25 protein-coding genes are annotated in these 21,388 nt (G+C 62.5%); 13 read left to right on the plus strand and 12 right to left on the minus strand.

Annotation, left to right across the window (positions count from 1 at the left end):
- The first annotated feature begins 294 nt into the window (after positions 1-294).
- Both O3301_RS26110 and O3301_RS26115 read left to right on the plus strand, forming a co-directional pair.
- Positions 295-1,320, plus strand: a complete 1,026-nt coding sequence (locus O3301_RS26110) for an OmpA family protein (protein ID WP_289899244.1) — start codon at positions 295-297, stop codon at positions 1,318-1,320.
- Positions 1,321-1,390: 70 nt separating this feature from the next.
- Entirely contained in the window at positions 1,391-2,338 is a 948-nt protein-coding gene (locus O3301_RS26115) for a YihY/virulence factor BrkB family protein (RefSeq protein ID WP_289919133.1), read from the plus strand.
- Positions 2,339-2,398: 60 nt separating this feature from the next.
- Here the strand turns inward: O3301_RS26115 and O3301_RS26120 are convergent, their stop codons facing one another.
- The 3 genes from O3301_RS26120 to O3301_RS26130 form a co-directional block, all read right to left on the minus strand.
- Entirely contained in the window at positions 2,399-3,595 is a 1,197-nt protein-coding gene (locus O3301_RS26120) for an AI-2E family transporter (protein ID WP_369811611.1), read from the minus strand.
- 72 nt (positions 3,596-3,667) lie between these two features.
- Positions 3,668-3,979, minus strand: coding sequence for a BON domain-containing protein (locus O3301_RS26125; protein ID WP_046682432.1), 312 nt, complete (start codon positions 3,977-3,979; stop codon positions 3,668-3,670).
- An 82-nt stretch (positions 3,980-4,061) separates the two neighbouring features.
- The gene (locus O3301_RS26130; protein ID WP_305057883.1) at positions 4,062-4,616 is read right to left on the minus strand and encodes a hypothetical protein; all 555 of its coding nucleotides are present in this window, start codon (positions 4,614-4,616) and stop codon (positions 4,062-4,064) included.
- 265 nt (positions 4,617-4,881) lie between these two features.
- Between O3301_RS26130 and O3301_RS26135 the strand changes: the two genes are divergently transcribed.
- The 3 genes from O3301_RS26135 to O3301_RS26145 are packed head-to-tail and all read left to right on the plus strand — an operon-like array spanning position 4,882 to position 5,893.
- Positions 4,882-5,334 (plus strand): glycine zipper 2TM domain-containing protein, encoded by a 453-nt coding sequence (locus tag O3301_RS26135; protein ID WP_077401560.1) that lies wholly within the window; start codon positions 4,882-4,884, stop codon positions 5,332-5,334.
- A gap of 59 nt (positions 5,335-5,393) precedes the next feature.
- Positions 5,394-5,546 (plus strand): DUF3309 family protein, encoded by a 153-nt coding sequence (locus O3301_RS26140; RefSeq protein WP_010396415.1) that lies wholly within the window; start codon positions 5,394-5,396, stop codon positions 5,544-5,546.
- Between the two features lie 44 nt (positions 5,547-5,590).
- A complete protein-coding gene (locus O3301_RS26145) occupies positions 5,591-5,893 on the plus strand; it encodes a hypothetical protein (RefSeq protein WP_289899245.1) in 303 nt (100 codons plus the stop codon).
- 28 nt (positions 5,894-5,921) lie between these two features.
- On the opposite strand, the gene O3301_RS26150 is transcribed toward O3301_RS26145, so the two are convergent.
- From O3301_RS26150 to O3301_RS26180, 7 genes are all read right to left on the minus strand, one after another.
- Positions 5,922-7,076 carry a patatin-like phospholipase family protein gene (locus O3301_RS26150; RefSeq protein WP_305057884.1) on the minus strand — a complete coding sequence of 385 codons (1,155 nt, stop codon included), beginning with the start codon at positions 7,074-7,076 and terminating at the stop codon, positions 5,922-5,924.
- A 134-nt stretch (positions 7,077-7,210) separates the two neighbouring features.
- On the minus strand, positions 7,211-7,549 hold the full coding sequence (locus O3301_RS26155) for a hypothetical protein (protein WP_035826249.1): 339 nt from the start codon (positions 7,547-7,549) through the stop codon (positions 7,211-7,213).
- Positions 7,550-7,570: 21 nt separating this feature from the next.
- Positions 7,571-7,957 carry a phage holin family protein gene (locus O3301_RS26160; protein WP_251350778.1) on the minus strand — a complete coding sequence of 129 codons (387 nt, stop codon included), beginning with the start codon at positions 7,955-7,957 and terminating at the stop codon, positions 7,571-7,573.
- Between the two features lie 18 nt (positions 7,958-7,975).
- Positions 7,976-8,278 (minus strand): YqjD family protein, encoded by a 303-nt coding sequence (locus O3301_RS26165; RefSeq protein ID WP_035826246.1) that lies wholly within the window; start codon positions 8,276-8,278, stop codon positions 7,976-7,978.
- A 58-nt stretch (positions 8,279-8,336) separates the two neighbouring features.
- Positions 8,337-8,897, minus strand: coding sequence for a ferritin-like domain-containing protein (locus O3301_RS26170; protein WP_369812244.1), 561 nt, complete (start codon positions 8,895-8,897; stop codon positions 8,337-8,339).
- Positions 8,898-8,960: 63 nt separating this feature from the next.
- Positions 8,961-9,860: an OmpA family protein gene (locus tag O3301_RS26175; protein ID WP_099664889.1), complete on the minus strand. Its 900-nt coding sequence runs from the start codon at positions 9,858-9,860 to the stop codon at positions 8,961-8,963.
- A 25-nt stretch (positions 9,861-9,885) separates the two neighbouring features.
- Positions 9,886-10,290 carry a DUF4398 domain-containing protein gene (locus tag O3301_RS26180; RefSeq protein ID WP_099664890.1) on the minus strand — a complete coding sequence of 135 codons (405 nt, stop codon included), beginning with the start codon at positions 10,288-10,290 and terminating at the stop codon, positions 9,886-9,888.
- Between the two features lie 253 nt (positions 10,291-10,543).
- Between O3301_RS26180 and O3301_RS26185 the strand changes: the two genes are divergently transcribed.
- Entirely contained in the window at positions 10,544-12,580 is a 2,037-nt protein-coding gene (locus O3301_RS26185) for an AsmA family protein (protein ID WP_305057885.1), read from the plus strand.
- Positions 12,581-12,757: 177 nt separating this feature from the next.
- Positions 12,758-12,976 (plus strand): glycine zipper 2TM domain-containing protein, encoded by a 219-nt coding sequence (locus tag O3301_RS26190; protein ID WP_010396384.1) that lies wholly within the window; start codon positions 12,758-12,760, stop codon positions 12,974-12,976.
- Between the two features lie 96 nt (positions 12,977-13,072).
- On the opposite strand, the gene O3301_RS26195 is transcribed toward O3301_RS26190, so the two are convergent.
- Positions 13,073-13,849 carry a Crp/Fnr family transcriptional regulator gene (locus O3301_RS26195; protein WP_289919128.1) on the minus strand — a complete coding sequence of 259 codons (777 nt, stop codon included), beginning with the start codon at positions 13,847-13,849 and terminating at the stop codon, positions 13,073-13,075.
- Between the two features lie 186 nt (positions 13,850-14,035).
- Between O3301_RS26195 and O3301_RS26200 the strand changes: the two genes are divergently transcribed.
- The 4 genes from O3301_RS26200 (at position 14,036) to O3301_RS26215 (ending at position 16,267) form a co-directional block, all read left to right on the plus strand.
- Positions 14,036-14,680, plus strand: coding sequence for a glycine zipper 2TM domain-containing protein (locus O3301_RS26200; protein ID WP_305057886.1), 645 nt, complete (start codon positions 14,036-14,038; stop codon positions 14,678-14,680).
- A gap of 164 nt (positions 14,681-14,844) precedes the next feature.
- Complete coding sequence (locus O3301_RS26205; RefSeq protein WP_099664894.1) at positions 14,845-15,087, plus strand: hypothetical protein; 243 nt, start codon at positions 14,845-14,847, stop codon at positions 15,085-15,087.
- Positions 15,088-15,270: 183 nt separating this feature from the next.
- Positions 15,271-15,417, plus strand: coding sequence for a lmo0937 family membrane protein (locus tag O3301_RS26210; RefSeq protein ID WP_010396376.1), 147 nt, complete (start codon positions 15,271-15,273; stop codon positions 15,415-15,417).
- Positions 15,418-15,631: 214 nt separating this feature from the next.
- Positions 15,632-16,267 (plus strand): OmpA family protein, encoded by a 636-nt coding sequence (locus tag O3301_RS26215; protein WP_046682530.1) that lies wholly within the window; start codon positions 15,632-15,634, stop codon positions 16,265-16,267.
- 72 nt (positions 16,268-16,339) lie between these two features.
- Here the strand turns inward: O3301_RS26215 and O3301_RS26220 are convergent, their stop codons facing one another.
- Complete coding sequence (locus O3301_RS26220) at positions 16,340-19,183, minus strand: pitrilysin family protein (RefSeq protein WP_305057887.1); 2,844 nt, start codon at positions 19,181-19,183, stop codon at positions 16,340-16,342.
- Positions 19,184-19,465: 282 nt separating this feature from the next.
- On the opposite strand from O3301_RS26220, the gene O3301_RS26225 reads away from it, so the two are divergent.
- Positions 19,466-19,741 (plus strand): hypothetical protein, encoded by a 276-nt coding sequence (locus O3301_RS26225; RefSeq protein WP_305057888.1) that lies wholly within the window; start codon positions 19,466-19,468, stop codon positions 19,739-19,741.
- Between the two features lie 82 nt (positions 19,742-19,823).
- Positions 19,824-21,371, plus strand: coding sequence for a TerC family protein (locus O3301_RS26230; protein WP_251350785.1), 1,548 nt, complete (start codon positions 19,824-19,826; stop codon positions 21,369-21,371).
- The last annotated feature ends 17 nt before the right edge of the window (positions 21,372-21,388 follow it).

The following is a 21,388-nucleotide window of genomic DNA, read 5'->3' on the forward strand; positions in this document are numbered from 1 at the left end:
TCTGGTCGCGGCGCCAGGAAGTGGCCGTGATTGCAAAAGTTTCCCGAGGCGAATTAGTTTTTTTCAACACCGAAGTCTTTGTCGTGAATCTGCAACACCATTGATATACAACAATGCTTTGTGCGCCAACGCACCGACCAGTTGAACCTGCAACCGTATTCTCTAGTCCAACAGCAGTGCATTTATCGCAAGAAAGCGCACCTGGAATTGTTGTCTACCTCTAGCAATAGCATGTCTGGCAGTTGTCGCATTGATGCAGTAGAGAAAATCTCTTATCAACGTTGGGAGTTACTTGTGAATAATCTAAAAAAAATCGCCGTCGCCGCCGCAGTACTGTGCTCCGCCCTCGGCGCACAGGCCCAGGAAATCAATCCCTCCTGGTACATTCAACCTAGCATCAACGCACTCAAGCCAGATTCCGACTTCGCCACGGATAAAACCGGCTATGGCGCGGGCTTGCGTTTCGGTAAACCCGTTTCGCCGGACTGGGATATCCAGCTGGGCACCACGTATGCCCGCTCCAAGGATGGCGGTCAGCGCTACCAGCAAAATACGCTGGGCGTAGACGGCCTGTACATGTTCTCGCGCAAAGCCTTCCGCCCCTTCCTGCTGGTCGGTGCCGGCATGCAGCGCGACAAGGACACCAGCTTCGCCTTCGGTGAACGCAGCAAGAGCTCGCCGTACGCCAGCGTGGGCCTGGGTTTCCAGTCCAGCATCACGGACCAGTTGTCCCTCCAGGCTGACGTGCGCAATGTGCACGGCTTCCTGCGTGGCAACACCTTCGACCCGAGCAGCAAGTCCAACAACTACTACGTCACCGTGGGCCTGAACTACGCGTTCGACAAACCGCCTGCACCGCCACCACCACCGCCACCGCCGCCAGTGCGTGAAGAAGTCGTCGTGGTCGTGCCGCCACCGCCACCACCACCGCCGCCACGCTTTGAAAAAGTGACGATGGCGGCAACGGAACTGTTCGCGTTCGACAGCGCCAAGCTGGGTCCGACACAGACCAAGCTCGACGAAATCGCCCGCGTGCTGAACGCAGCGCCGGACGTCAACAACGTCGTCATCAGCGGTTATGCCGACCGCATCGGTTCGCCCAAGTACAACCTGAAACTGTCGCAGCAGCGCGCTGATGCAGTCAAGGAATACCTGGTCGCTCACGGTGTCGCCGCCAACCGCCTGACGGCCGAAGGCAAGGGCTCCACCAATCCTGTCGTCACCTGCGATAACAAGAAGCGTGCCGACCTGATCAAGTGCCTGGAACCAAACCGCCGCGTTGAAGTGGAACAGATCACCATCGAACGCCGCGTGCAGTAAGCTCAACAGTGGTACGCCACTCGTGAATAGAAAAAGGGGCTCGCGCCCCTTTTTTGCATTGAAAGCCATCATGAATATTTTCCCCCGCTATCCCAGACTGGCCGGCCTGGCGCCGTTCAGCAAGCAGATGCGCAGCGTCATCGTCTGTTCCGTCACCGAATGGCTGGAACACCGCGCCTCGAGCAAGGGCGCCGCCCTCGCCTATTACACCCTGTTTTCCATCGCCCCCATCCTCGTGCTGGTGATCGCCATCGCGGGCTTTTTCTATGGCCCGGCCGCCGCGCGCGGCGAGCTGATGGGGCAATTGCAGGGCTTGCTGGGCACGCAGGGCGCCGAAGCCATCCAGCTGGTGCTGGCCGGCGCGAAGAATCATGAGCAGGGCCGCATCGCCACCCTCATCGCCAGCGCCCTGCTGCTGTTCGGCGCCACCAGCGTGTTTGCCGAACTGAAAGCCAGCCTGGATGAAATCTGGCAAGTGCCGCCCTTGAAGGAAGCGGGCGCCTGGGACATGCTGCGCACGCGCTTGCTGTCCTTCGGCCTGGTGCTGGTGCTGGCCTTCCTGCTGATGGTGTCGCTGGTGGTCAATGCGGCCATGGCCATCCTCGCCAATTTCTGGGAAGGCGTGTGGAAAGACACGGCCGTGCTGTTTACCATCCTATCGAACCTGATCGGCTTTGCCGTCATCGCCAGCCTGTTTGCCGTCATCTATAAAATGCTGCCGCGCGTGCGCCTGTCCTGGCGCGACGTGGTGATCGGCGCCGTGGGCACGGCCTTCATGTTTTCCCTGGGGAAATATGCAATTGGCGTGTATATCGGCAATAGCGGCGTGGCCAGCAGCTATGGCGCGGCCGGTTCGCTCGTGGCCCTGCTGCTGTGGGTGTATTACTCGGCGCAAATCTTCTTCCTGGGCGCCGAATTCACGCGCCAGTTCGCCCTGCAGCTAGGCAGCATGAAGGATATGCCGAAGACGGACGATGGCGACGTGCAAATCAAGATATTGAAACGCCACCAATCCTGAGCCGGCTGCGGCAAGTCAAAACGGCGCCCGCGGGCGCCGTTTTTCTTGAGTTACCGCAAACTATTCGCCCAGCAGCTCGGCCACCACTTCCATGCCCTGCACGCGCTCGGCCACGACTTTCACGATGACGATGATGGGCACGCCCAGCAGCAAGCCCCATACGCCCCACAGCCAGCCCCAGAACAGCAGGCTGATGAACACGGCCGTGGGATTCATGCGGGCGATGCGCCCCGTCATCCAGGTGGTGACAAAGGTGCCCACCAGGGTGGCAATCGCCATCGACGTGCCCGTTACCAGCAAGACCATTTCCAGCGATTCGAACTGCAAAAAAGCCACCAGGCCCGTGGCGATGGTGATGAGCAAGGGGCCGAAATACGGCATGATGTGCAGCAAGCCGGCCACGATGGCCCAGGCGCCCGCGTTTTCCAGGCCGATCACGCGCAGAGCGATCCACATCAGGACGGCCAGCAAGCCATTCGTGACGAGCAGCATGAACATATAGTTCTGGATCGAGGTATTGATGTCTTCCAGGATGTGCACGGTGACTTTCTTGCGGCTCAGCGACGGCCCCGTCAGCTTGACGAGCTTGCGCTTGAAGGTATCGCCCGACAGCAGCAGGAAAAACACGAGGAAGATGACCATGGTGGCCTGGCTGAGGAAGCCCACCAGGCCCAGCGAGCCGGCCCAGACCCAGTCCATGATCTTGAAGTTGGGCGCCTCGGCCGCGGCGGCGCGGCGGTTGTTGCGGCGCGCTTCGGCGCCGGCGGCCACTTGCTCGATTTCATTGGCCACGGCCTGCATCTTCTGGAAGGTGCTGTTCTTGCCGCCCGTATTGGCGGCGATCAGGCGCGACAGTTTATGCGTGGCGGCCGGCAATTCTTCCACGATGGATTCGAATTCGCCCTGCACGCGCTCGACGACGACGATGGAGCCGAACAGGATCAGGGCCGTCACGGCCGTGGCGGCGATGGCGCGCGGCAGGCGCAGCTTTTCCAGCCAGGCGACGACGGGATTGAGGGTGTAGGCAATGAAAATGCCGAAGATGACGGGAATGAGGAATTTCTGTGCCCACTGCAGCGCATAAATGAAGCTGACGGTGGCGATGATGCCCAGCGCCATGCCGCGCGCATTGACATGCAGCGGTAAACGCAGGGATGCGTCCGGATTCTCCACGGGCGCGCCGGGAAGTGGCCCGGCAGGCTCGGTGGAGGCGGCCGCCACCGGCTCGGGCGGGGTATCTGTAGGCTGGATATGCATGCGATTCCCGCGACGGTCGGTGGTGGGCCGCAGGGCCAGCCGTGGGGCGGGCCGCTGCGGCAGGTCAGGCCATTACTTGACGCGGATGTCGTTCTTCACCGACTTCACGCCCTTGACGCCACGGGCGACTTCGCCTGCTTTGGCGGCATCCGACGGCTGGGCCACGAAGCCGCTCAGCTGAACCACGCCCTTGAAGGTTTCAACGTTGATTTCCGTCGATTTCAGGGTAGGCTCGTTGAAGATGCTGGCTTTCACCTTGGTGGTGATGGCCGCGTCGTCGATGTACTCGCCCGTGCCTTCCTTGGTTGGGGTCGAAGCGCAACCTGCAACGGCGAACAGGGAAGCGACGAAAAGGCCAGTAGCGATAGATTTAGTGAATTTCATGGTGGTTTCCTTAGGAGTGGTCAATCAATGTGCTCACAATGAGCTTCTTATACCAGTCTGGTGACTGCGCCCCGGAGGGAGCTCAGTAGCCGAACTGGGTTTTTGCAGCCTTGATACAGTCATCCTTGGCTGCGCCGGCTAATGCATCGCATTTTTCTGTCGCGACCTTGTACTCGGCTTTTCTTTTTGCTTCGCGCGCATCGCTGCGCGCTTCGATGACTTTCTTGTCTGCCTTGGCGTCGGCCAGGGCCGCCACCTTGGTGGACTTGGCCAGCTTGACGCAGACATCCTTGTCGTTGCCCGTCAGCGCATTGCAGCGCGCCAGGTCGACGTCGTAGTTGGCATCGGCAATCTTGATGCGCGCCTTGGTGTAGGCACGCAGGGTATTCGTGTATTGCGCCTGGGCCACGGCTTCATCGTAGGCGCGCACGGCCTTCGCTTCGGCGATGCAGACATCCTTCGGGTTGCCCGTGATTTTTTCGCATTCCGCATGCGCCAGCTTGTAATTCAAGCCCGCCTGCTCGTTGGCCGCCTTGTAAGCTGCTTTCGCTTCCGGCGTGGCAGCCACTGCCTTGCCGCCCCAGGCGGCGCACGCCAGGCTGACGACGATGGCGGTGAAAAGCTTATTCTTGTTCATGTATTTCTCCCTGGTGGTAGCAAGCATGTCTGCTTGGCATGACTACCGTTTTACGTGGATCGCCGCCTCTCTTCTGTACGCTGCCGTACACAAGTAATTTATTTTGAAAGCGGGAGGCAGACAGGGAGAAATAACAACGTTTTGCGGAATCGCCGTGGTAAAAAATACCATTTCGACATGAAATAAGTACGTGCGGCAGCGTACAGACCGAGGACGGGGGCATGACTAAGATGGCACTACACCCTCACCTCGTCAGGAGAATAAAATGAAAACCAACGCCACCATGGCTGCACTGATGCTCGCCGCCACCGCCGTACTGAGCGGTTGCGCCACCGGCCCTTCTTACCAGTCACAACAACCATACTATCCAGCCAACCAGCCTGAGTCCGCCATGTACGGCACCGTCGATTCCATCCAGCTTGTGCAGGGCGGCGGACAGACCAGCGGCGCCGGCGCCGTCGTGGGCGGCATCGCGGGCGCCCTGCTGGGCAACACCATCGGCTCGGGCGGCGGACGCACGGCCGCCACTGTAGCGGGCGCCGTCGCCGGCGGCGTCGTGGGCAACCAAGTGGAAGGCCGCAGGCAGCAAGCGCAGGGCTACCAGATCAGCGTGCGCCTCGATAACGGCGAATACCGCACCGTGGTGCAGGACAACGCGAATGACTTGCGCCCCGGCAATCGCGTGCGCATCGTTGACGGCCGCGTCTACCGCTATTAATCCCCTGGCCGGGCTTGCCCGCAAGCCTGCGCCGGACCATGCACCAACTAGGAGATACCATGGGCACCATCATTCTGATCATCTTGATCCTGGCCCTGGTCGGCGTCCTGCCTACCTGGCCGCATAGCCGCAACTGGGGTTACGGCCCCAGCGGCATCGCCGGCCTCGTCGTAGTGATACTGATCCTGCTATTACTGACGGGCAGGTTGTAAAAAAAGGCGCTACGGCGCCTTTTTTATTTCAAGGAGGAAATATCATGACTATCCACAACACACTGTTGGCCACCCTGTTCGCCTGCAGCCTGGCGCCGCTGGCACTGGCCCAGACGGCCGCGCCGCAGCCGGGCGACCCGCAACGCTGGTATCAGGAAGACAGCACGGCGCAAGCCCAGCTGCGCACCCTGCGCAAGGAAATCGCCGCCGCCCTGGCCGAAGCCAAAAAAGCCTGCCGCTCGGAACCTTCCGCGGCGCGCGCCACCTGCCTGAAGGAGGCGCAAGACACTTACCGGCAAGACATGGCGAACGCGGAAAAACTGCGCGAAGCAGCCCATCCGCAATAGTGAAGCGTACTCTTGCGACTCGGCCTAATCAGGCGGCGTCGCGCTCGTAAGGGGGCAGTTCGTGCACCACGAGCGGCGTGTCTTCCGTGACATAGGCGAGCCAGCCGGCCGCCTTGATCGCGCGCAAGCCATCCTGGTAGCCCTGCTCCCAGCGCCACTCGATGGAGCCCTTGGAAAAATTGATGTCCTTGGCCGCCATGTGCCAGTCGCGCCCCGCGTACGGCAGGCGCACGATGTGCATGGTGCTGTCGCAGCCCAGCGCGACCAGCTCTTCCGTCTGCTGGCGGTTGTGCTTGGTATCGGGCAGCCCGGCGTACAGTTCGCGCAACTTGCGCTGCAAGGTATGCGTATTGACATAATCGGCGATATGCCGCTTCGAGCGCGACGCGAAGGTGACATCCTTTTGCCGCGTCTGCACTTCGTCGAGGGTGGTCGGTTCCGGCCCTTCCGAGCTCCACAGGTCAACCATGAAGACGAGGGTGTCCACGTGGGGCGTGTCGTCGAGCACGGTTTCCAGCGGCGTGTTCGAGTACAGGCCGCCATCCCAATATAAGTCGCCATCGACGCGCACGCCGGCAAAGCCGGGCGGCAAGGCGCCGCTGGCGCGGATATGGTCCGCCGTCAGGGGTTGCTGCTGGCTGTCGAAACTGGTGAGGCTGCCGCATTTGACGCGCAGGGCGTTGACCGTCAGGCGCATGCCGCCGGGCTGGTTCAGGTAATCGAAATCGACCAGATCCCCGAGGGTGCCGGCCAGTTCGCTGGTGTCATAGAAGCTGGCCTCTTCCGGCTTGACGGCGATTCCTGCCGGAAACATGCTGAACGAACGCGGCTTGAAGAAGCCGGGCACGCCCCGCAGCACCGTATCGAGCGTGGCCAGCCAGATGTTCGAGCGGCGTTGCTGGTCCGATACCAGGTTCATGTCGATGCTGTCGCGGTGCGCCACGCGCTGCCAGAACTGTTTCAAGCGCACGAGCCGGTCTTCGTGCTTGTTGCCGGCAAGAATGGCGGCATTGATGGCGCCGATCGAGGTGCCCACCACCCAGTCGGGCGCCAGGCCATGTTCGTGCAGCGCGTGGTAGACGCCAGCCTGGTAGGCGCCCAGTGCGCCGCCGCCTTGCAGCACCAGCACGATGCGCAGGCGCGAGGGATTTAACTGATTGATCGGTGTCTTTGAATTCGTCATCGAGATGGCCCTCTGTCCGCCGCGCGGGTGCGGCGTGAATCATTGTAAGGGATTGCGCCGGCACGTGCCGGACGTTGGGTACGGGCAAAAAAAACGCCGTCGATGACGGCGTTCCTGTGCAACACGGCTGGCGTTCAGCGCTTGCGGCGCAGCCAGCTGGCGGCAACGGCGGCCACGGCCACGAGGACCAGGGCCGGCTTGACCAACTTCTTGCGTCCGATAAAGGACAGCGCCGTCAGCACGTAAGGCATGGCGCCTTGCAAACGCATGCCGCCCGGCGCCAGCAGGGATTCGACGCGGTGGCCGGCAAAGCCGACGGCCGTTTCGACCACGCCCTGCAGCATCGATTCGGGACGCAATGCGTAGCCCACGTTGGCGCGCGCATGCACGATGCCCACGCGGTACATTTCACCCTGGGCGATCAGCAGGCGCTTGCGGGCGGCTTGCGCCGCCAGTTTGTCGTTTTCCGACATGAATTCTCCTCGTAAGGCCGCTTACATCAGCATGTCGCGGTCGGCCTTCAATTCCGCCATGGTGGCCGGCATGGACAGCTTTCCTTGACGCAACATGGCGCGCGCATACATGACCAGGGCAATCGCCAGCAGTACGAACACGACCGTCATGATCGCCAGGATCTTCCAGCCCAGGCTATCCCAGGCCAGGAAGACGACCAGCACGCTGCCGTAAGCGATGGCAAACAAGCCCGCCACGGTCGCCAACGCGAAAATGACAATCAGCTGCAGCATGTGATTGCGCACTTCCGACAGTTCGATGGTGGCCAGTTCCAGCCGCGACAACATCAGTCCGACGGCGTTTTTGGCCAGGCCGGCGACCGAGCCGATCAATCCCGGCCCCTGGTGAGACGAAGCAGACTTGTCCATATCGCTCCTGACAGTGGATTACTTGCGGCCCAGGATGAAGCCAACCAGCACGCCAACGCCAGCGGCGACGGCCACGGTGCGCCATGGGTTTTCCTTGACATAACCGTCTGCCTGGGCAGCCATCTGCTTGGTGGCGACGATGGCCGACGCTTGCGCTTCATGTGCCTTGGCCAGCGCGGCATCCAGGGTTTTCATGCCCTTGACGCGCACTTCGTCGGCTTTTTCGCCGGTCAGGGCGGCAGCAGCGCTGAACAGGGCCTGGGCGTCCTTGACCAGGGTTTTGACATCGTTATTGACGGTGGTGATATTGTTTTCCAACATGGTTTAGCTCCTTAGCTGTGGATGAATGTAGTTACTATACCTACTTTACTCAAAAACACTATTCCATTAGATCGCGCATATCATCGGCGTGCTCTTCCTCGACAGCCATGATTTTGATCAACAAATGGCGTGTGGTCGGGTCTTTGTCGCCGATTTTCACGATCATCTGGCGATACGACTCGATCGCCACCCGTTCCGCGATCAGATTGGCACGCACCATGCTTTGCACGTCTTCGGAGTCATCATACTCGGCATGGCTACGCGCAAGCAATGTTGCAGGATTAAAATCTGGCTTGCCATTCAATTGCACGATGCGCTCGGCCAGCCAGTCGGCATGTTCCTGCTCCTGCTGCGCATGTTCCAGGAACTCGGCCTTGATGGTGCCGTTGTCGCGTCCGCTCACCGTGTAGTAATGGCGTTTATAGCGCGCAATACACACCAGTTCGGTGGCCAGCGCCCCATTCAACAGGGTGATCAACTCCTGGCGGTCGCCCTGATAGCCGGCCGTGACGGCGCCGTCGTCCAGGTTTTTCGCGGCGGCACGGATGGCGGCCGTATCGATGCCAGCTGGAATCTCAACAGATGTTTGGGTCATGATGTTTCCTTTCAAGTCTTGCATGGGTATCCACCGGCCAACATTCGGCCGGTGCTGCCTTTTTATTGCCGCGCCAGTCAGCGCGGCTTAACGGCGGGCGGGAATGGCCGTGTTATCTTCCGACAAGACAATTTCCACCCGGCGATTCAGCTGGCGGTTCGCCGCCGTATCGTTGCCGGCGGCCGGGTAAGCGGCGCCGTAGCCTTTCGTGGCGATGCGGTCGCGGCTGATGCCTTGCTCCAGCAGCGCATTGCGCACGGACTCGGCGCGGCGTTGCGACAATTCCAGGTTGTGCGCGGAACCGCCCGTGCTATCCGTAAAGCCTTCGATCAGCACGGTGCGCTGCGGGTTGTTTTTCAGCACGTCGGCCAGCTTGCGCGCCGTATTCGCGCCATCGGCCGTCAAGTTCGCCTTGTCCGTGCCAAACAGCACGTCGCCCAGGGTAATGACCATGCCGCGTTCCGTTTTCTTGGCGGCCAGGTCGGCCAGCTGCGCTTCCAGACCGGCGGCGCGCGCTTGCGCATCGCGGGCCGACGCTTCAGCCGCTTGCGCCTGGGCCTTGGCCGCTTCCGCATCCGCTTGCGCCGACTGGGCGCGGGCCGTGGCCTGGTCAGCCTGCTGCGTGCGCGCATCGAGGCGCAACTGGTCGCGCTGCTTGCCGGCGTTGGCGATATCGGCTTCCGCTGCCTTTTGCTTGGCAACTTCTTGCGCCGTGGCTATCTTTTGCTTGGCCAGGTAGGCCAGTTTGTCGACTTTTTCGCTGTCTTCCTGGCGCGTGGCGGCCGCGTTTGCCGCTTCCAGGGCCGCGCTCGCTTCACGGAATTCGCGTGGCGCATAGGTCGACACGATCGGATTCGATTGCGCCGCCATGTAGTCGCCGCGCGTCTGGTCGAGCAGGCTGGTGGTGGTCGGTGCGGAGCTGCAGGCGGCAACCAGAGCGGCCATGGCCAGCAGGCCGGGAATGGTGGTGTAGGTAGCTTTTTTCATGATGGGGTCCTGTTATTGTTGTTGCTTATTGTTTTGGGGCTTGCTGATTGGCACGGTCGAGCTCTTCGCGCATGACGCGGATGTTCTCGTTGATTTCATCGGCGGCCGATGTCGCCTTGGCCGAGTTGGCCTTGCTTTGCGCCAGCTTGGCGTCCGCTTGCGCCTGGTCGGCCAGGTCGCGCGCCGTCTTGTAGTCGCGGTCTTTCAAGGCCTGGTTAGCCATGCGCATTTTTTCGCGGGCCGAACGCATTTCATCGGGAGCCAGGTCGGCGGCGCCGGCGCTGGCGGCGTTATCGACGGCGGCGCGCGACACGGCGACATCGGCCGTGGCTGGCGTTTTCAGGCTGGAACAGCCCGTCATCAGGACAACGGCGCTGATGCAGGCAGCCAGGGCGGTCAAGGGGGTTTTGATGGAATCTCGGTTTGTCATTTTTCTTCTCCTGGAGAGTGAGGTAACGATATGAGTCATACATGGAACGAATCAGGAACTGCGTTTGATGTATGACGTTATAGGCCCCGCATCCCCGCATATCCGTTCGGTGCCGCACATAGGGTAGGAAATCGACAATACTTGCATGGGCAACGTGCGCCAGCGCACGTGTCCGCCAGCAAAACCTGAAACAGGCCCGGCTTTGGAGCGATTCCTGTAGCATCGTGACTACTTGTCCAGAAAGAATCAGCTCATGCCGCTCTCCCGCCGTCAAAAAATCGCCCTCGCCAGTACCGCCGTGCTGATCGCCCTGCCCGTCACGGCCGCCGTCGTCCTGTTGAACATGGACTGGAACCGCGCCAAGCCCTGGCTCAATGCGCGCGCCAGCGACGCGCTGGGGCGGCCGTTTGCCATCGAGGGCGACCTGGCGCTGACGTGGCAGCAGCCAGCCACCGCGGAGCGAAAAACCTGGCGCGACTATCTGCCCTGGCCGCACCTGCAGGCAAAGGACGTGCGCCTGGGCAACCCGAACGCCATGGCGGACACGGGTGAGAAGGCGCAACTGGCCACCGTGAGCCAGCTGGCGTTCTCGCTCAATCCGCTGGCCCTGCTGGACAAGAAAATCATCATCCCGCAATTGCGCTTTGACACGCCGCAAGTGCGCTTGCTGCGCAGCAAGGATGGCAAGAACAACTGGACCTTCGACAAGCAGGACCAGCCATCGCCATGGCAGCTGGAATTGCAAAGCGTGGTCTTCAGCAAGGGCACCGTGACCCTGGACGATGGCGTCAGCAAGACGGCGATGCGCGCCGATGTCGACACCATCGCAGACGATGCGCGCTACGGCATCGCGTGGACACTGTCCGGCACTTACCGCGGCGAAACCGTCAAGGGCGGCGGCAAGGCGGGCGGCGTGCTGTCGTTGCAGCGGCAAGGCACGCCCTTCCCCATCCAGGCCGACATGCGCGTGAGCGGCAGCAGCGTGGCCATCGAAGGCACACTGACCCGCCCGACAGACTTGGCCGCGCTCGACGTGCGCCTGAAGCTATCCGGACCCAGCATGGCGCGCCTGTATCCGTTGACGGGCGTGTTGCTGCCGGAAACGCCGCACTTCAGCACGGAAGGCCATTTGACGGGCACCCTGGCGCCGCGCGGCGGTGAATGGGTGTACGACCAGTTCAGCGGCAAGGTGGGGTCCAGCGACATCAACGGCAAGCTGGCCTTTTCCGCCAGCACGCCGCGCAAGCGGCTGACGGGCGAAGTCCACTCGCGCCTGCTGCAATTTTCCGACCTGGGTCCGCTGGTGGGCGCCGATTCCAGCGCCAGCAAGAAGGAACGGGGCGTGCCGTCGACGCAGCCGGCCGGCCGGGTCTTGCCGGTGGAAACCTTCAAGACGGAGCGCTGGACCAGCCTGGACGCCGACGTGCGCTACACGGCGGATAAAATCACGCGCGATGCCGAGTTGCCGATCAGCAAGCTCGACACGCATGTCGTGCTGACGGATGGCGTGCTGTCCTTGACGCCGCTCAACTTCAACGTGGCGGGAGGCACCCTGACGTCGCAGATCAAGCTCGACGGCAGCGGCAAGGTCATCGCCAACGGCATCGCGGCCGAACTCAAGGCCAGCGCCCGCCATCTGCACATCCAGCAACTGTTCCCCCGCCTGCCGGCCCTGCAAGCGAGCGTGGGCGAAATCAATGGCGATGCGTCGCTGTCGGCCACGGGCAATTCCGTCGCCACCCTGTTGGGCAGCTCGAACGGCGAAGTGCGCGCGCTGATCAACCGGGGCAGCATCAGCAAGCTGTTACTGGAAGAAATGGGCTTGAATATCGGCAGTATCGTGCTGGCCAAGCTGGCAGGCGACAAGCAGGTCAAGCTGAACTGCATGGCGGCCGACTTCGCCGTCACCAAGGGGCTGATGCGCACGCGCCAGTTCATCGTCGACACGGATGACGCCATCCTGCATATCGATGGCACGGTGAACCTGGCCGATGAACGGCTGGACCTCACCCTGCGGCCGGACAGCAAGGGCTTACGCATCTTTTCGCTGCGCTCGCCCCTGTATGTGCATGGCACTTTCAGCAAGCCCGACGTGAGCGTCGACAAGGGCGTGCTGGCCCTGCGCGCTGGCGGCGCCCTGGCGCTGGCCGTGGTGGCGCCCGTGGCGGCGCTGCTGCCGCTGGTCAACACCGGCCCCGTCGAGGATAGCGAATGCGCGGCCTTGCTGGCCCAGGCGCGCGTGAAACCGGTGGCGCCCAAGCCGGGCAAGCCCGTGCGCAAGGCCCGTTAAGCGCGGCGTGTGTGCTTTTACAATTGTTACACCCCTATGTGCGTTGCCGAACAGACCCTGCCTTGCCGCAAATCTATTCTGTGATCGTGCCTGAAACACCCAAGACGTGGCGATACGAAATCCCACCGGCCCATACCATGCCGGCGCCACGAGGTCCGAATTCATAGGAGAACTATCATGCAAATCATTAAAAAAATCGCCGCCACCACTTCCGTTGCCGCCCTGCTGCTGAGCCTGACGGCTTGCGCCAACATGTCCGGCCAGGATAAGAACACGGCCATCGGCGCCGGCATCGGCGCCGTTGCCGGCTCCGTGCTGACGGGCGGCAGCGCTGTCGGCGCAGTCGGCGGCGCCGCCGTCGGCGGCGTGATCGGCAACCAGGTCAAGCCGAAGTAAACGTTGATCGAAAAAGCGGGGTGGGTGCCCAGGCGCCCGCCCCGCTTTTTTGCGTCCGGCTTCCGTTGATGAAATTGAAAAGTTACTCCGAGGAAATCAGACGAAGACGTTGGCCATGCCGATGGCGCCGCTATCCTTGACCAGCTCGTAGCAGCGGCAGGAAACGGCTTCCAGGCCCGCCGAATCGAGGATCTCGATATTGCCGCGGCTATAGGTGATGAGTTTTTGCTGTTGCAGCGCGCTGGCCGCCTTGGTCACGCCGACCCGCCGCACGCCCAGGGTGTGGGCAAGGAATTCATGCGTGAGGTGAAATTTTTCCGACTGCAGGCGGTCGCGCGTGATCAGCAGCGAACGGGCCAGGCGCGCCTCGAGCACGTGGAAGCGGCTGCACACGGCAATCTGGATGGCTTGCGCCAGCAAGGTGTCCGTGTAGCGGTACAGCAAACGCTGCAGGGATTCGAGCTGGGCGAACTCGGCGCAGAACTCCGCGCGCGCGATGCGGCTGGCCGTACCGGAACGTTGCACCACGGCACGTACTTGCGCCAGGTCATGACCGAGCGCGACGGACGCGCCCAGCACGCCTTCGCGGCCGACGGAGCCCACTTCCAGGGTCATCCGCCCTTCCGCCACGGCCAGCAGCGAGATCAGGCAATCGCCGGGGAAATAGATGTGGCCGATAGGCTGGCCCGGTTCGTACAGCACCTCGCCCACCTCGACCGTGACGGTATCGAACAGCGCCGTCAGGTGCCGCAAGTCGTGCTCGGGCAGGCTGGCCAGCAAGCGGTTGCCGGCGTCTGGCGCACCCACGGGCAAACCCAGGCCGGATCGGCCTGCATCGCGGGGCAGGGTCATGCTGGCAGTCGTTGGTGGCATTGCTTTTCCTCGGCGTCGTTACAACTCGACATAATTTTTACCTAGCCTACGGTGCAGTACCGGCCCTGTATGTACGGTGACGCACGGAAGCGAAGCAAGCGGCACAGCACACTGGCAACAGACGCACATAACACGCAGAACACGCACTACCCTTTTTACTATTTTAAAAAAACCAAGGAGCCTTCCATGACTACCACCACCAAATCCCTCCATCCGCTGGTGCTTGCCGCCGCCGTCGCCGTCCTGCTGTTTTGCGGCGTGGGCACGGCTGCCCTGATGGGCTGGTTGCCTTCTTCCCAGGGCGATACCCAGCCGCTGGCGGCCAGCACCTCGGCCGAGCAGATGGCCAACCTGCAGGCGAACCAGCCGCCAGCGAACCTGCAGCCTGCCGGCGCCTTGCCGCTGGCCGCCCTGCCACCGCAGCAGCAGCAGCCACAGCAGCAACCCGTGCGCCAGCCGCAGCCGCAATACGCGGCCGCCCCGGCGCCGCAGGTATGCGCCAATTGCGGCGTGATCGAAGCCATCCATGAAGTCAATACGCGCGCCGAAGGCAGCGGCGTGGGTGCGGCCGGCGGCGCCGTCGTCGGCGGCTTGCTGGGCAACCAGGTGGGCGGCGGCCACGGCAGGCAATTGGCCACCGTGCTGGGCGCCGTCGGCGGCGCCGTGGCCGGCAACCAGATCGAAGGCAGCGTGCGCGCCACGCGCAGCTACAACATCGTCGTGCGCCTCGATAACGGCAAGACGCGCACCGTGCACCAGAGCGCCGCGCCGAACTGGCGCCAGGGCGACCGCGTGCGCGTCGTCAACGGCGGCTTGCGCGCCATGGGCTAAGCGAACCGCGGCGGCGCCGCTGCCGCGATTAGTTGCAAATTAAACACACGCCCGGCTAGTCCGGGCGTTTTCTTTTTGGCAATGTTCGCTGGCGTACAGATGAGCTTGCAGTCCCGCGAGATGATGCATTCAGGAAAGTTCAACGGAATGTCAAAGGAGACGCCATGGAAGACGACAAGACAGGCAGCAACAGGATCTGGCTGGGCTTTATTGGCGGCGGCTTGCTGGCCACCGCGCTGGGCTTTTGCGCGCTGGACCTGGCGCCGCCGGCGGGCAGCCCCGTATTCGGCGTCATGCTGCTGCTCACGGGCGGCATGGTCAGCTGCCTGGCTGGCGCAGTCGGCATGGCCGGCATGCTGGCGTGGGTGCCGGGCATGGCCGACGAACACGCGGACCGCCCCCGATAGTTGAGCCTTGTGTACGACAGCGTACAGAACGCATAGGAAACAAAGTAGACACTTAGTCATGGCATCAGCGTTCAGCGACCCGGTCGCCGCGCAATGACAAGAACCGATGACGGCGCCACGCGCCAGCGCCTGCAAGGCCACGGCAGTCGCCGTCATCCACACATTACTCTCGGAGGACACATCATGCTGTATACAATCGCCGTCGTACTCATCATTCTTTGGCTGCTGGGCCTGGTAACTTCCTATACCATTGGCGGCTTCATCCACATCCTGCTGGTGGTCGCCGTGATCATGGTGCTGCTGCGCCTGATCAGCGGGCGCGGCTTATAGCCCAGGCCCTTAGCCGGGTCTGACAAGAGCGGCGCGCGTGCAAACGGGCGTCGCCTTTTGCCGTATTTTTCGCACGGTGTGCGCGCACTGGCAAGCGGCGTCGTTTTGCAGTAACGTGTACGGGTAGTCCTGGGTATGTCCCCATAACAAAACAAGGAGAAAATCCATGAAAGAAACATTCAAAAAAGGCCCTGGCGCCAAATCCCTGATCGGCATGCTGGTGATCGCATTGGCCGCCACCGGCTGCGCGGACATGTCCTCGACGCAACGTGGCACGGCCACGGGCGCCGGCATCGGCGCGGGCCTGGGCGCCTTGATCGGCGGCACCACCGGTGGCGGCAGCAGCGGCCGCACGGCCGGCGGCGCCCTGCTGGGTGCGGCAGCTGGCGCCGTGGTCGGCAATATCTGGTCGAACCGCATGGAAAACCAGAAGCGCGCGATGGAACAGGCGACACAGGGTACTGGTGTGCAAGTGTCGCAGACGGCCGATAACCGCCTGAAAATGGAAATTCCAAGCGATATTTCCTTCGACACCAACCGCGCCGACATCAAGGGCAACTTCCGCCCGATTCTCGACCGCTTTGCCGCCACCCTGAATGAAAACCCGAACACGACGGTCAGCATCATCGGCCATACGGACAGCACGGGCAGCGACTCCATCAATGAACCGCTGTCGGTGGAACGCGCGGCCCACACGCGCGACTACCTGTCCATGCGCGGCGTCTCGCCGACCCGCGTCGTCACGGAAGGCCGCGGCGCCCGCGAGCCGATCGCCTCGAATGCGGATGCCTCGGGACGCGCACGCAATCGCCGCGTGGAAATCTACGTAGCAGAGCTCGCTCCCCGCTAAGACCGGGAAATCGCCATAAAAAAAGCCCGCTGGCAAGCTAACTTGCCAGCGGGCTTCTTTATTTAAAACGGCTTATTTCGACGTCGTTGCCTTGGCGCCGCTTTCACCCTCTTTCGCCACCTTGGCGAAGTCGCCCGCCGTCACGATCGACACGGCCGAAGGCTTCAGGTAGTCGCGCAAGCCCTGGTTTACTTGCGCCAGGGTCAAGGCGGCCACTTTGGCTTCCAGGTCCTTGTTGTAAGCCATGGTGCGGTCTTGCGCCAGGTAGCCGGCCAGTTCGCGCGCCAGGCCCGCATCCTGCGTGCGCTCCACTTCTTCCGATTGCAGCCAGCCCTTTTTCGCTTCCGTCAATTCGTCTTGCGTGAAACCGTCGGCCAGCACCTTGGCGATTTCCTCGCGCAGGGCCGCTTCCACCTTGACCGTGTTTTGCGGCGCGCTGATGGCATACGCCATCCAGTAACCGGCCGGTTCGCGCGACGGAATGCTCACTTGCGAGCCGACGCCGTACGACAGGCCTTCCTTCTGGCGGATGCGGTCGGCCAGGCGGCTGCGCAAGGCGCCGCCGCCGAGCATGTGATTGGCGATCAGCAAGGCGGGATAGCTGGCGGCATCATCCTTGAGGGGGATCGGCTGGATGGCGAACAGCACGCTGTTCGCCTTGTCCGGCGTTTCCAATGTGACTTTCTCGCCGCTGACGGGCTTGACGGTGTCAAGAATGCGCACATACGGCTGCTGCGCCTTCCAGCTGCCGTACAGGCTGGCCACTTGCGCCTTCAGCGCGGCCGGGTCGAAGTCGCCCACGGCAGCGAAAGTCGCGTTCGACGCGCCATAGTAGGCGCCATGGAAGGCTTTCACGTCGGCCACCTGGATGGCTTTCCATTGCGCCAGCTCGGCCGGCAAGGTGGCCACGTGGCGCACATGGCCTTCCGGCGTGGCGTCGAGCAGGCGGCGGAAGGCGTTCACGGCCAGCGGTTGCGGTTCAGGCAGCTCCTGCTCCGCGCGGCCGACGCGCTCGCGCTGCAATTCCAGGAATTCCGTCTCGTTCAAGGCCGGCTTTTGCAGCACTTGCGCCAGCAAGTCCATGGCAGCCGGCAAGTTTTCGCGCTTGCCCGTCAGCATGGCGGTGACGCCCTCTGCGCCGCCCGTGATGGCGACCTGCATGCCCAGCTGGTCGAACTTGTCCTTCACTTCCTGGCGCGACAGTTTGTCCGTGCCGCGCGACAACAGATTCGCCGTGTAGCTGCCCACTTGCCCCTTGCCACGCAAGCTCTCTTCGCTGCCGATCCGCAGTTTCAACACGACGCTGACGGTGCTGCCCTTGGTTTTCTTCGGCAGCAAGGCGCCCTTCAAGCCGTTCGGCAAGGTGAAGCGCGTGGTGCGCGCTTCGATATTGTCGGGGCTGGGGTCGAACGCTTCGCCCTGCGCCACGACGGCGCGACCCGTGTAGCCGGCCAGTTGCGGCGCCACGTCGGCGTAGGCCGGCACGACGGTGCGGTCCGGCGTATCGGTCGGGATGAAACGGCCCAGGGTGCGGTTCGAGCTCTTCAGGTATTTCTCGGCCGCCGCCTGCACTTGCGCCGTCGTCAGCTTGTCGAGCTGGTCGCGCTGCAGGAAGAACAAACGCCAGTCGCCGGCCGCCAGCGATTCCGTCAGGGCGATCGTCAGGCTCGCCGTATTCGAGGTGGCCAGTTCGATCTGCTTGTTCAGCTGCTGTTTCACGCGCGCCACTTCCGCGTCCGTGACCGGCTGCGATTTCAAGTCTTCCAGCACTTTCAGCATGGCCGCTTGCGCCGCATCAAGGTTGCCATCGACGGGCACCAGCGCGCCGAACAGGTTGTAACCGGGCTCCAGGTTGCTCACGGAGTTGTATTCGATCTTGCTGGCCAGCTTGGTTTCCACCAGCGCCTTGTGCAGGCGGCCGGCCGGCGCGTCCGTCAGCACGTGGCCCAGCACCTCGATGGCGACGGCGTCCGGGTTGCCGGACGGCGCCACGTGGTAGCCGGCGCCGACGAACTGCGTGCCGCCGCTGCGGCGCACCGTCACGGCGCGCTCGCCATCTTGCACGGGTTCGGCCGTGTAGGTCGGCTCGATCACGCGCGTCGGTTTCGGGATCTTGCCGAACAGCTCATTGATCTGCTTCAAGACCTTGGCTTCGTCGAAGCGGCCCGCCACCATCAGCACGGCGTTATCCGGTTGATAATATTTATGGTAAAACGCGCGCAGGCGGGGAATATTCACCTGTTCGATGTCGGAACGGGCGCCGATGGTCGACTTGCCATAGTTGTGCCAGTCGTAGGCGACGGCCTGGATGCGTTCGCTCGTCACGCCGATCGGGTCGCTTTCGCCCATTTCGAACTCGTTGCGCACGACGGTCATTTCGCCCTTCTGCGTCTTCGGATTCCACAGGTCGTTCTGGTCGATGGCCGCGTTCACCATGCGGTCCGCTTCCATGGCCAGCATCTGGCGCAGGTTGTCATCGTTGGCGGGGAAGGTGGCGTAGTAATTGGTGCGGTCGTACCAGGTGGTGCCGTTGAACTGGGCGCCCGTCGAGTTCAGGATCTCAACGGGGGTCTTGGTCCCCTTCTTGACGCCGAAATTGGCGCTGGGCTTGAACAGCAAGTGCTCGAGCAAGTGGGCCATGCCCGTTTCGCCATAGTTTTCATGGCGCGAACCGACCAGGTAGACGATGTTGGTGGTCAAAGTGGGCTTGCTGGCGTCGGGGAACAGCAGCACGCGCAAGCCGTTGGACAGGCGGTATTCCGTGATGCCTTCGACGGACGTGACTTTGACGGCGGCGCGGCTGGGCGCAGCCTTGCCGGCTTTCTGGGTCGGCGCCGCTTCCACCGGGGTGGCGGCAAGGATGAACGAAGGCGAGAGGATGCCGGCGGCAAGCAGGAGGGCGGTAATGGGTTTCAAGGCAGAGTCCTGGTAACACTACGTTTTAGACAAGCGCAAAAGCGGCGCCATGGAATACAAACGCAAGAATTGCCATGGACCCGCGCTGCGTCTTCGCCGCCCAGGGAAATCATTGCTCTCGCAATTTACGGCATACTTATCACTTACGCAAGTCCTGTCATCGAGCTGTTATGTGCCCGTGTTATACTCCATGGTTCCAGAACTATCTGCCTGTATATGAGACGAGCTCTCGTCCTGCTCTGCCTTTTTGTTTTCATCGCGTTACCCCAGGCGTTCGCCAGCATGGCCTACGCCAGTCCTTCCCCATTCCAGCATGCAATCGCGGCCGGCGCTGCCGCCACGCCCGCCTTCGGCATCGATTGTGCCGACGCCAGCCTCCATGCGGGCCAGCCTGGCGACAGCTGCGATACTGAAGAATGCGACAACGACCCCATCACGCTGTACCCGACCTCGCGCCAGGGGGCGCCGTTTTGCGCCATCATTTGGCAAGCGGGACCGGGCGCACTTGCCGAAGCGGACGTGCGGCTGGCCACCCGGCCGCCGCGCGTCCGCCCCTGAAGACATGCATGCTGCACCCACGCGCCCGGGGCTTTAGCCACCAGGCACGCTTTACACTGATCGACTTTACAAGGTTATACACATGGAATGGTTATTTGACCCGACAATCTGGGTCGGCCTGCTGACGCTGGTCGTACTAGAAATCGTACTGGGGATCGACAACCTGATTTTCATCGCCATCCTGGCCGAGAAATTGCCGCCGCACCAGCGCGACAAGGCCAGGGTGCTGGGCCTGACCCTGGCCCTCGTCATGCGCCTGGGCCTGCTCTCGCTGATTTCCTGGCTGGTCACCCTGACCACGCCATTGTTTTCCATACTGACATTCTCGTTTTCGGGACGCGACCTGATCCTGCTCGTCGGTGGCCTGTTCCTGCTGTTCAAGGCCACCAGCGAGCTGCACGAGCGCCTCGAAGGGGTCACGCACGCCCAGACGGGCCCGAAAGTCTACGCCGGCTTCGGCCTCGTGGTGGCGCAGATCGTCGTGCTCGACGCCGTCTTTTCGCTCGACGCCGTCATCACGGCCGTCGGCATGGTGGAAAACCTGTACGTGATGATGGCGGCCGTCGTCATTTCCATCGTCGTCATGATGCTGGCGTCGAAAGTGCTGACGCGCTTCGTCAACGCCCACCCCACCGTCGTCGTGCTGTGCCTGAGCTTCCTGCTGATGATCGGCCTGTCGCTGGTAGCCGAAGGCCTGGGCTTCCACATTCCGAAAGGATATTTGTACGCCGCTATCGGTTTCTCGATTGTCATCGAATTCTTCAATCAGCTGGCGCGCCGCAACTTCCTCAAGCTGCAGTCGAACGCCCCGCTGCGCGACCGCACGGCGCAAGCCGTGCTGAGCCTGCTGGGCGGACGCAAGGGCCGCGAAGCCGTGGAAGAGCACGAAGTCAAGGAACTGCCCGACGTTTCCGCCTTCGGCGTGGAAGAGCGCAACATGGTCAGCGGCGTGCTGACCCTGGCCGAACGCTCGATCCGCTCCGTCATGACGCCGCGCGGCGACGTGTCGTGGGTCAACCTGAACGACAGCAGCGAAAAGATGCTGCAATTGCTGCGCGAAACGCCGCACAGCATGATTCCTGTCTGCAATGACGACCTGGATAACGTGGTCGGCATCGCGCGCAGCAAGGACCTGATCGAGGACCTGGTGTCGCGCGGCAAGATCGACCCGGACAGCATGCGCGAAGCCGTCGTCGTGCCGGAAGCGGCCGGCGTGCTGAAAGCCATGGAAACGTTAAAGCGCTCGCGCGGCCAGCTGGTGCTGGTGGTCGACGAGTTCGGCACCGTGCAGGGTGTGCTCACGCCCATCGACATCCTGGAAGCCATCGCCGGCGAATTCCCCGACGAGGACGAGCAGCCGGACGTGGAAGTGCTGGGCCCCGGCCACTGGCGCATCGATGGCGCGACGGACCTGCATTACCTGGAGCAAGTGTTCGAGACGGAAACCCTGGTCAGCGAAGATGGCGAATACAACTCGCTGGCCGGCTTCCTGCTGGCGCATTTCGAAAACATGCCGGCCGTGGGCGAAGTGCTGGAACTCGATGATTTGCGCTACGAAATCATCGAGGCCGACGAGCGCCGCATCGCCTGCGTGGACGTGCGCCGCATCGAGCCCGATCACAGTTTGTAACACAATGGCAAGCGTGC

This window comes from Janthinobacterium sp. SUN211, from assembly GCF_030587315.1.
Classification (GTDB): Bacteria; Pseudomonadota; Gammaproteobacteria; order Burkholderiales; family Burkholderiaceae_D; genus Janthinobacterium; species Janthinobacterium kumbetense.

Excerpts from the sequence above, each read along its gene's own strand:
- O3301_RS26180 (WP_099664890.1), bottom strand. The coding sequence starts at position 10,290 with ATGACAAACCGAGATTCCATCAAAACCCCCTTGACCGCCCTGGCTGCC.
- O3301_RS26150 (WP_305057884.1), bottom strand. The coding sequence starts at position 7,076 with ATGACGAATTCAAAGACACCGATCAATCAGTTAAATCCCTCGCGCCTG.
- O3301_RS26145 (WP_289899245.1), top strand. The coding sequence starts at position 5,591 with ATGACTATCCACAACACACTGTTGGCCACCCTGTTCGCCTGCAGCCTG.
- O3301_RS26205 (WP_099664894.1), top strand. The coding sequence starts at position 14,845 with ATGGAAGACGACAAGACAGGCAGCAACAGGATCTGGCTGGGCTTTATT.
- O3301_RS26185 (WP_305057885.1), top strand. The coding sequence starts at position 10,544 with ATGCCGCTCTCCCGCCGTCAAAAAATCGCCCTCGCCAGTACCGCCGTG.
- O3301_RS26210 (WP_010396376.1), top strand. The coding sequence starts at position 15,271 with ATGCTGTATACAATCGCCGTCGTACTCATCATTCTTTGGCTGCTGGGC.
- O3301_RS26115 (WP_289919133.1), top strand. The coding sequence starts at position 1,391 with ATGAATATTTTCCCCCGCTATCCCAGACTGGCCGGCCTGGCGCCGTTC.
- O3301_RS26200 (WP_305057886.1), top strand. The coding sequence starts at position 14,036 with ATGACTACCACCACCAAATCCCTCCATCCGCTGGTGCTTGCCGCCGCC.
- O3301_RS26190 (WP_010396384.1), top strand. The coding sequence starts at position 12,758 with ATGCAAATCATTAAAAAAATCGCCGCCACCACTTCCGTTGCCGCCCTG.
- O3301_RS26225 (WP_305057888.1), top strand. The coding sequence starts at position 19,466 with ATGGCCTACGCCAGTCCTTCCCCATTCCAGCATGCAATCGCGGCCGGC.
- O3301_RS26165 (WP_035826246.1), bottom strand. The coding sequence starts at position 8,278 with ATGTTGGAAAACAATATCACCACCGTCAATAACGATGTCAAAACCCTG.
- O3301_RS26120 (WP_369811611.1), bottom strand. The coding sequence starts at position 3,595 with ATGCATATCCAGCCTACAGATACCCCGCCCGAGCCGGTGGCGGCCGCC.
- O3301_RS26160 (WP_251350778.1), bottom strand. The coding sequence starts at position 7,957 with ATGGACAAGTCTGCTTCGTCTCACCAGGGGCCGGGATTGATCGGCTCG.
- O3301_RS26140 (WP_010396415.1), top strand. The coding sequence starts at position 5,394 with ATGGGCACCATCATTCTGATCATCTTGATCCTGGCCCTGGTCGGCGTC.
- O3301_RS26215 (WP_046682530.1), top strand. The coding sequence starts at position 15,632 with ATGCTGGTGATCGCATTGGCCGCCACCGGCTGCGCGGACATGTCCTCG.
- O3301_RS26130 (WP_305057883.1), bottom strand. The coding sequence starts at position 4,616 with ATGAACAAGAATAAGCTTTTCACCGCCATCGTCGTCAGCCTGGCGTGC.
- O3301_RS26230 (WP_251350785.1), top strand. The coding sequence starts at position 19,824 with ATGGAATGGTTATTTGACCCGACAATCTGGGTCGGCCTGCTGACGCTG.
- O3301_RS26125 (WP_046682432.1), bottom strand. The coding sequence starts at position 3,979 with ATGAAATTCACTAAATCTATCGCTACTGGCCTTTTCGTCGCTTCCCTG.
- O3301_RS26170 (WP_369812244.1), bottom strand. The coding sequence starts at position 8,897 with ATGCAAGACTTGAAAGGAAACATCATGACCCAAACATCTGTTGAGATT.
- O3301_RS26135 (WP_077401560.1), top strand. The coding sequence starts at position 4,882 with ATGAAAACCAACGCCACCATGGCTGCACTGATGCTCGCCGCCACCGCC.
- O3301_RS26155 (WP_035826249.1), bottom strand. The coding sequence starts at position 7,549 with ATGTCGGAAAACGACAAACTGGCGGCGCAAGCCGCCCGCAAGCGCCTG.
- O3301_RS26175 (WP_099664889.1), bottom strand. The coding sequence starts at position 9,860 with ATGAAAAAAGCTACCTACACCACCATTCCCGGCCTGCTGGCCATGGCC.
- O3301_RS26195 (WP_289919128.1), bottom strand. The coding sequence starts at position 13,849 with ATGCCACCAACGACTGCCAGCATGACCCTGCCCCGCGATGCAGGCCGA.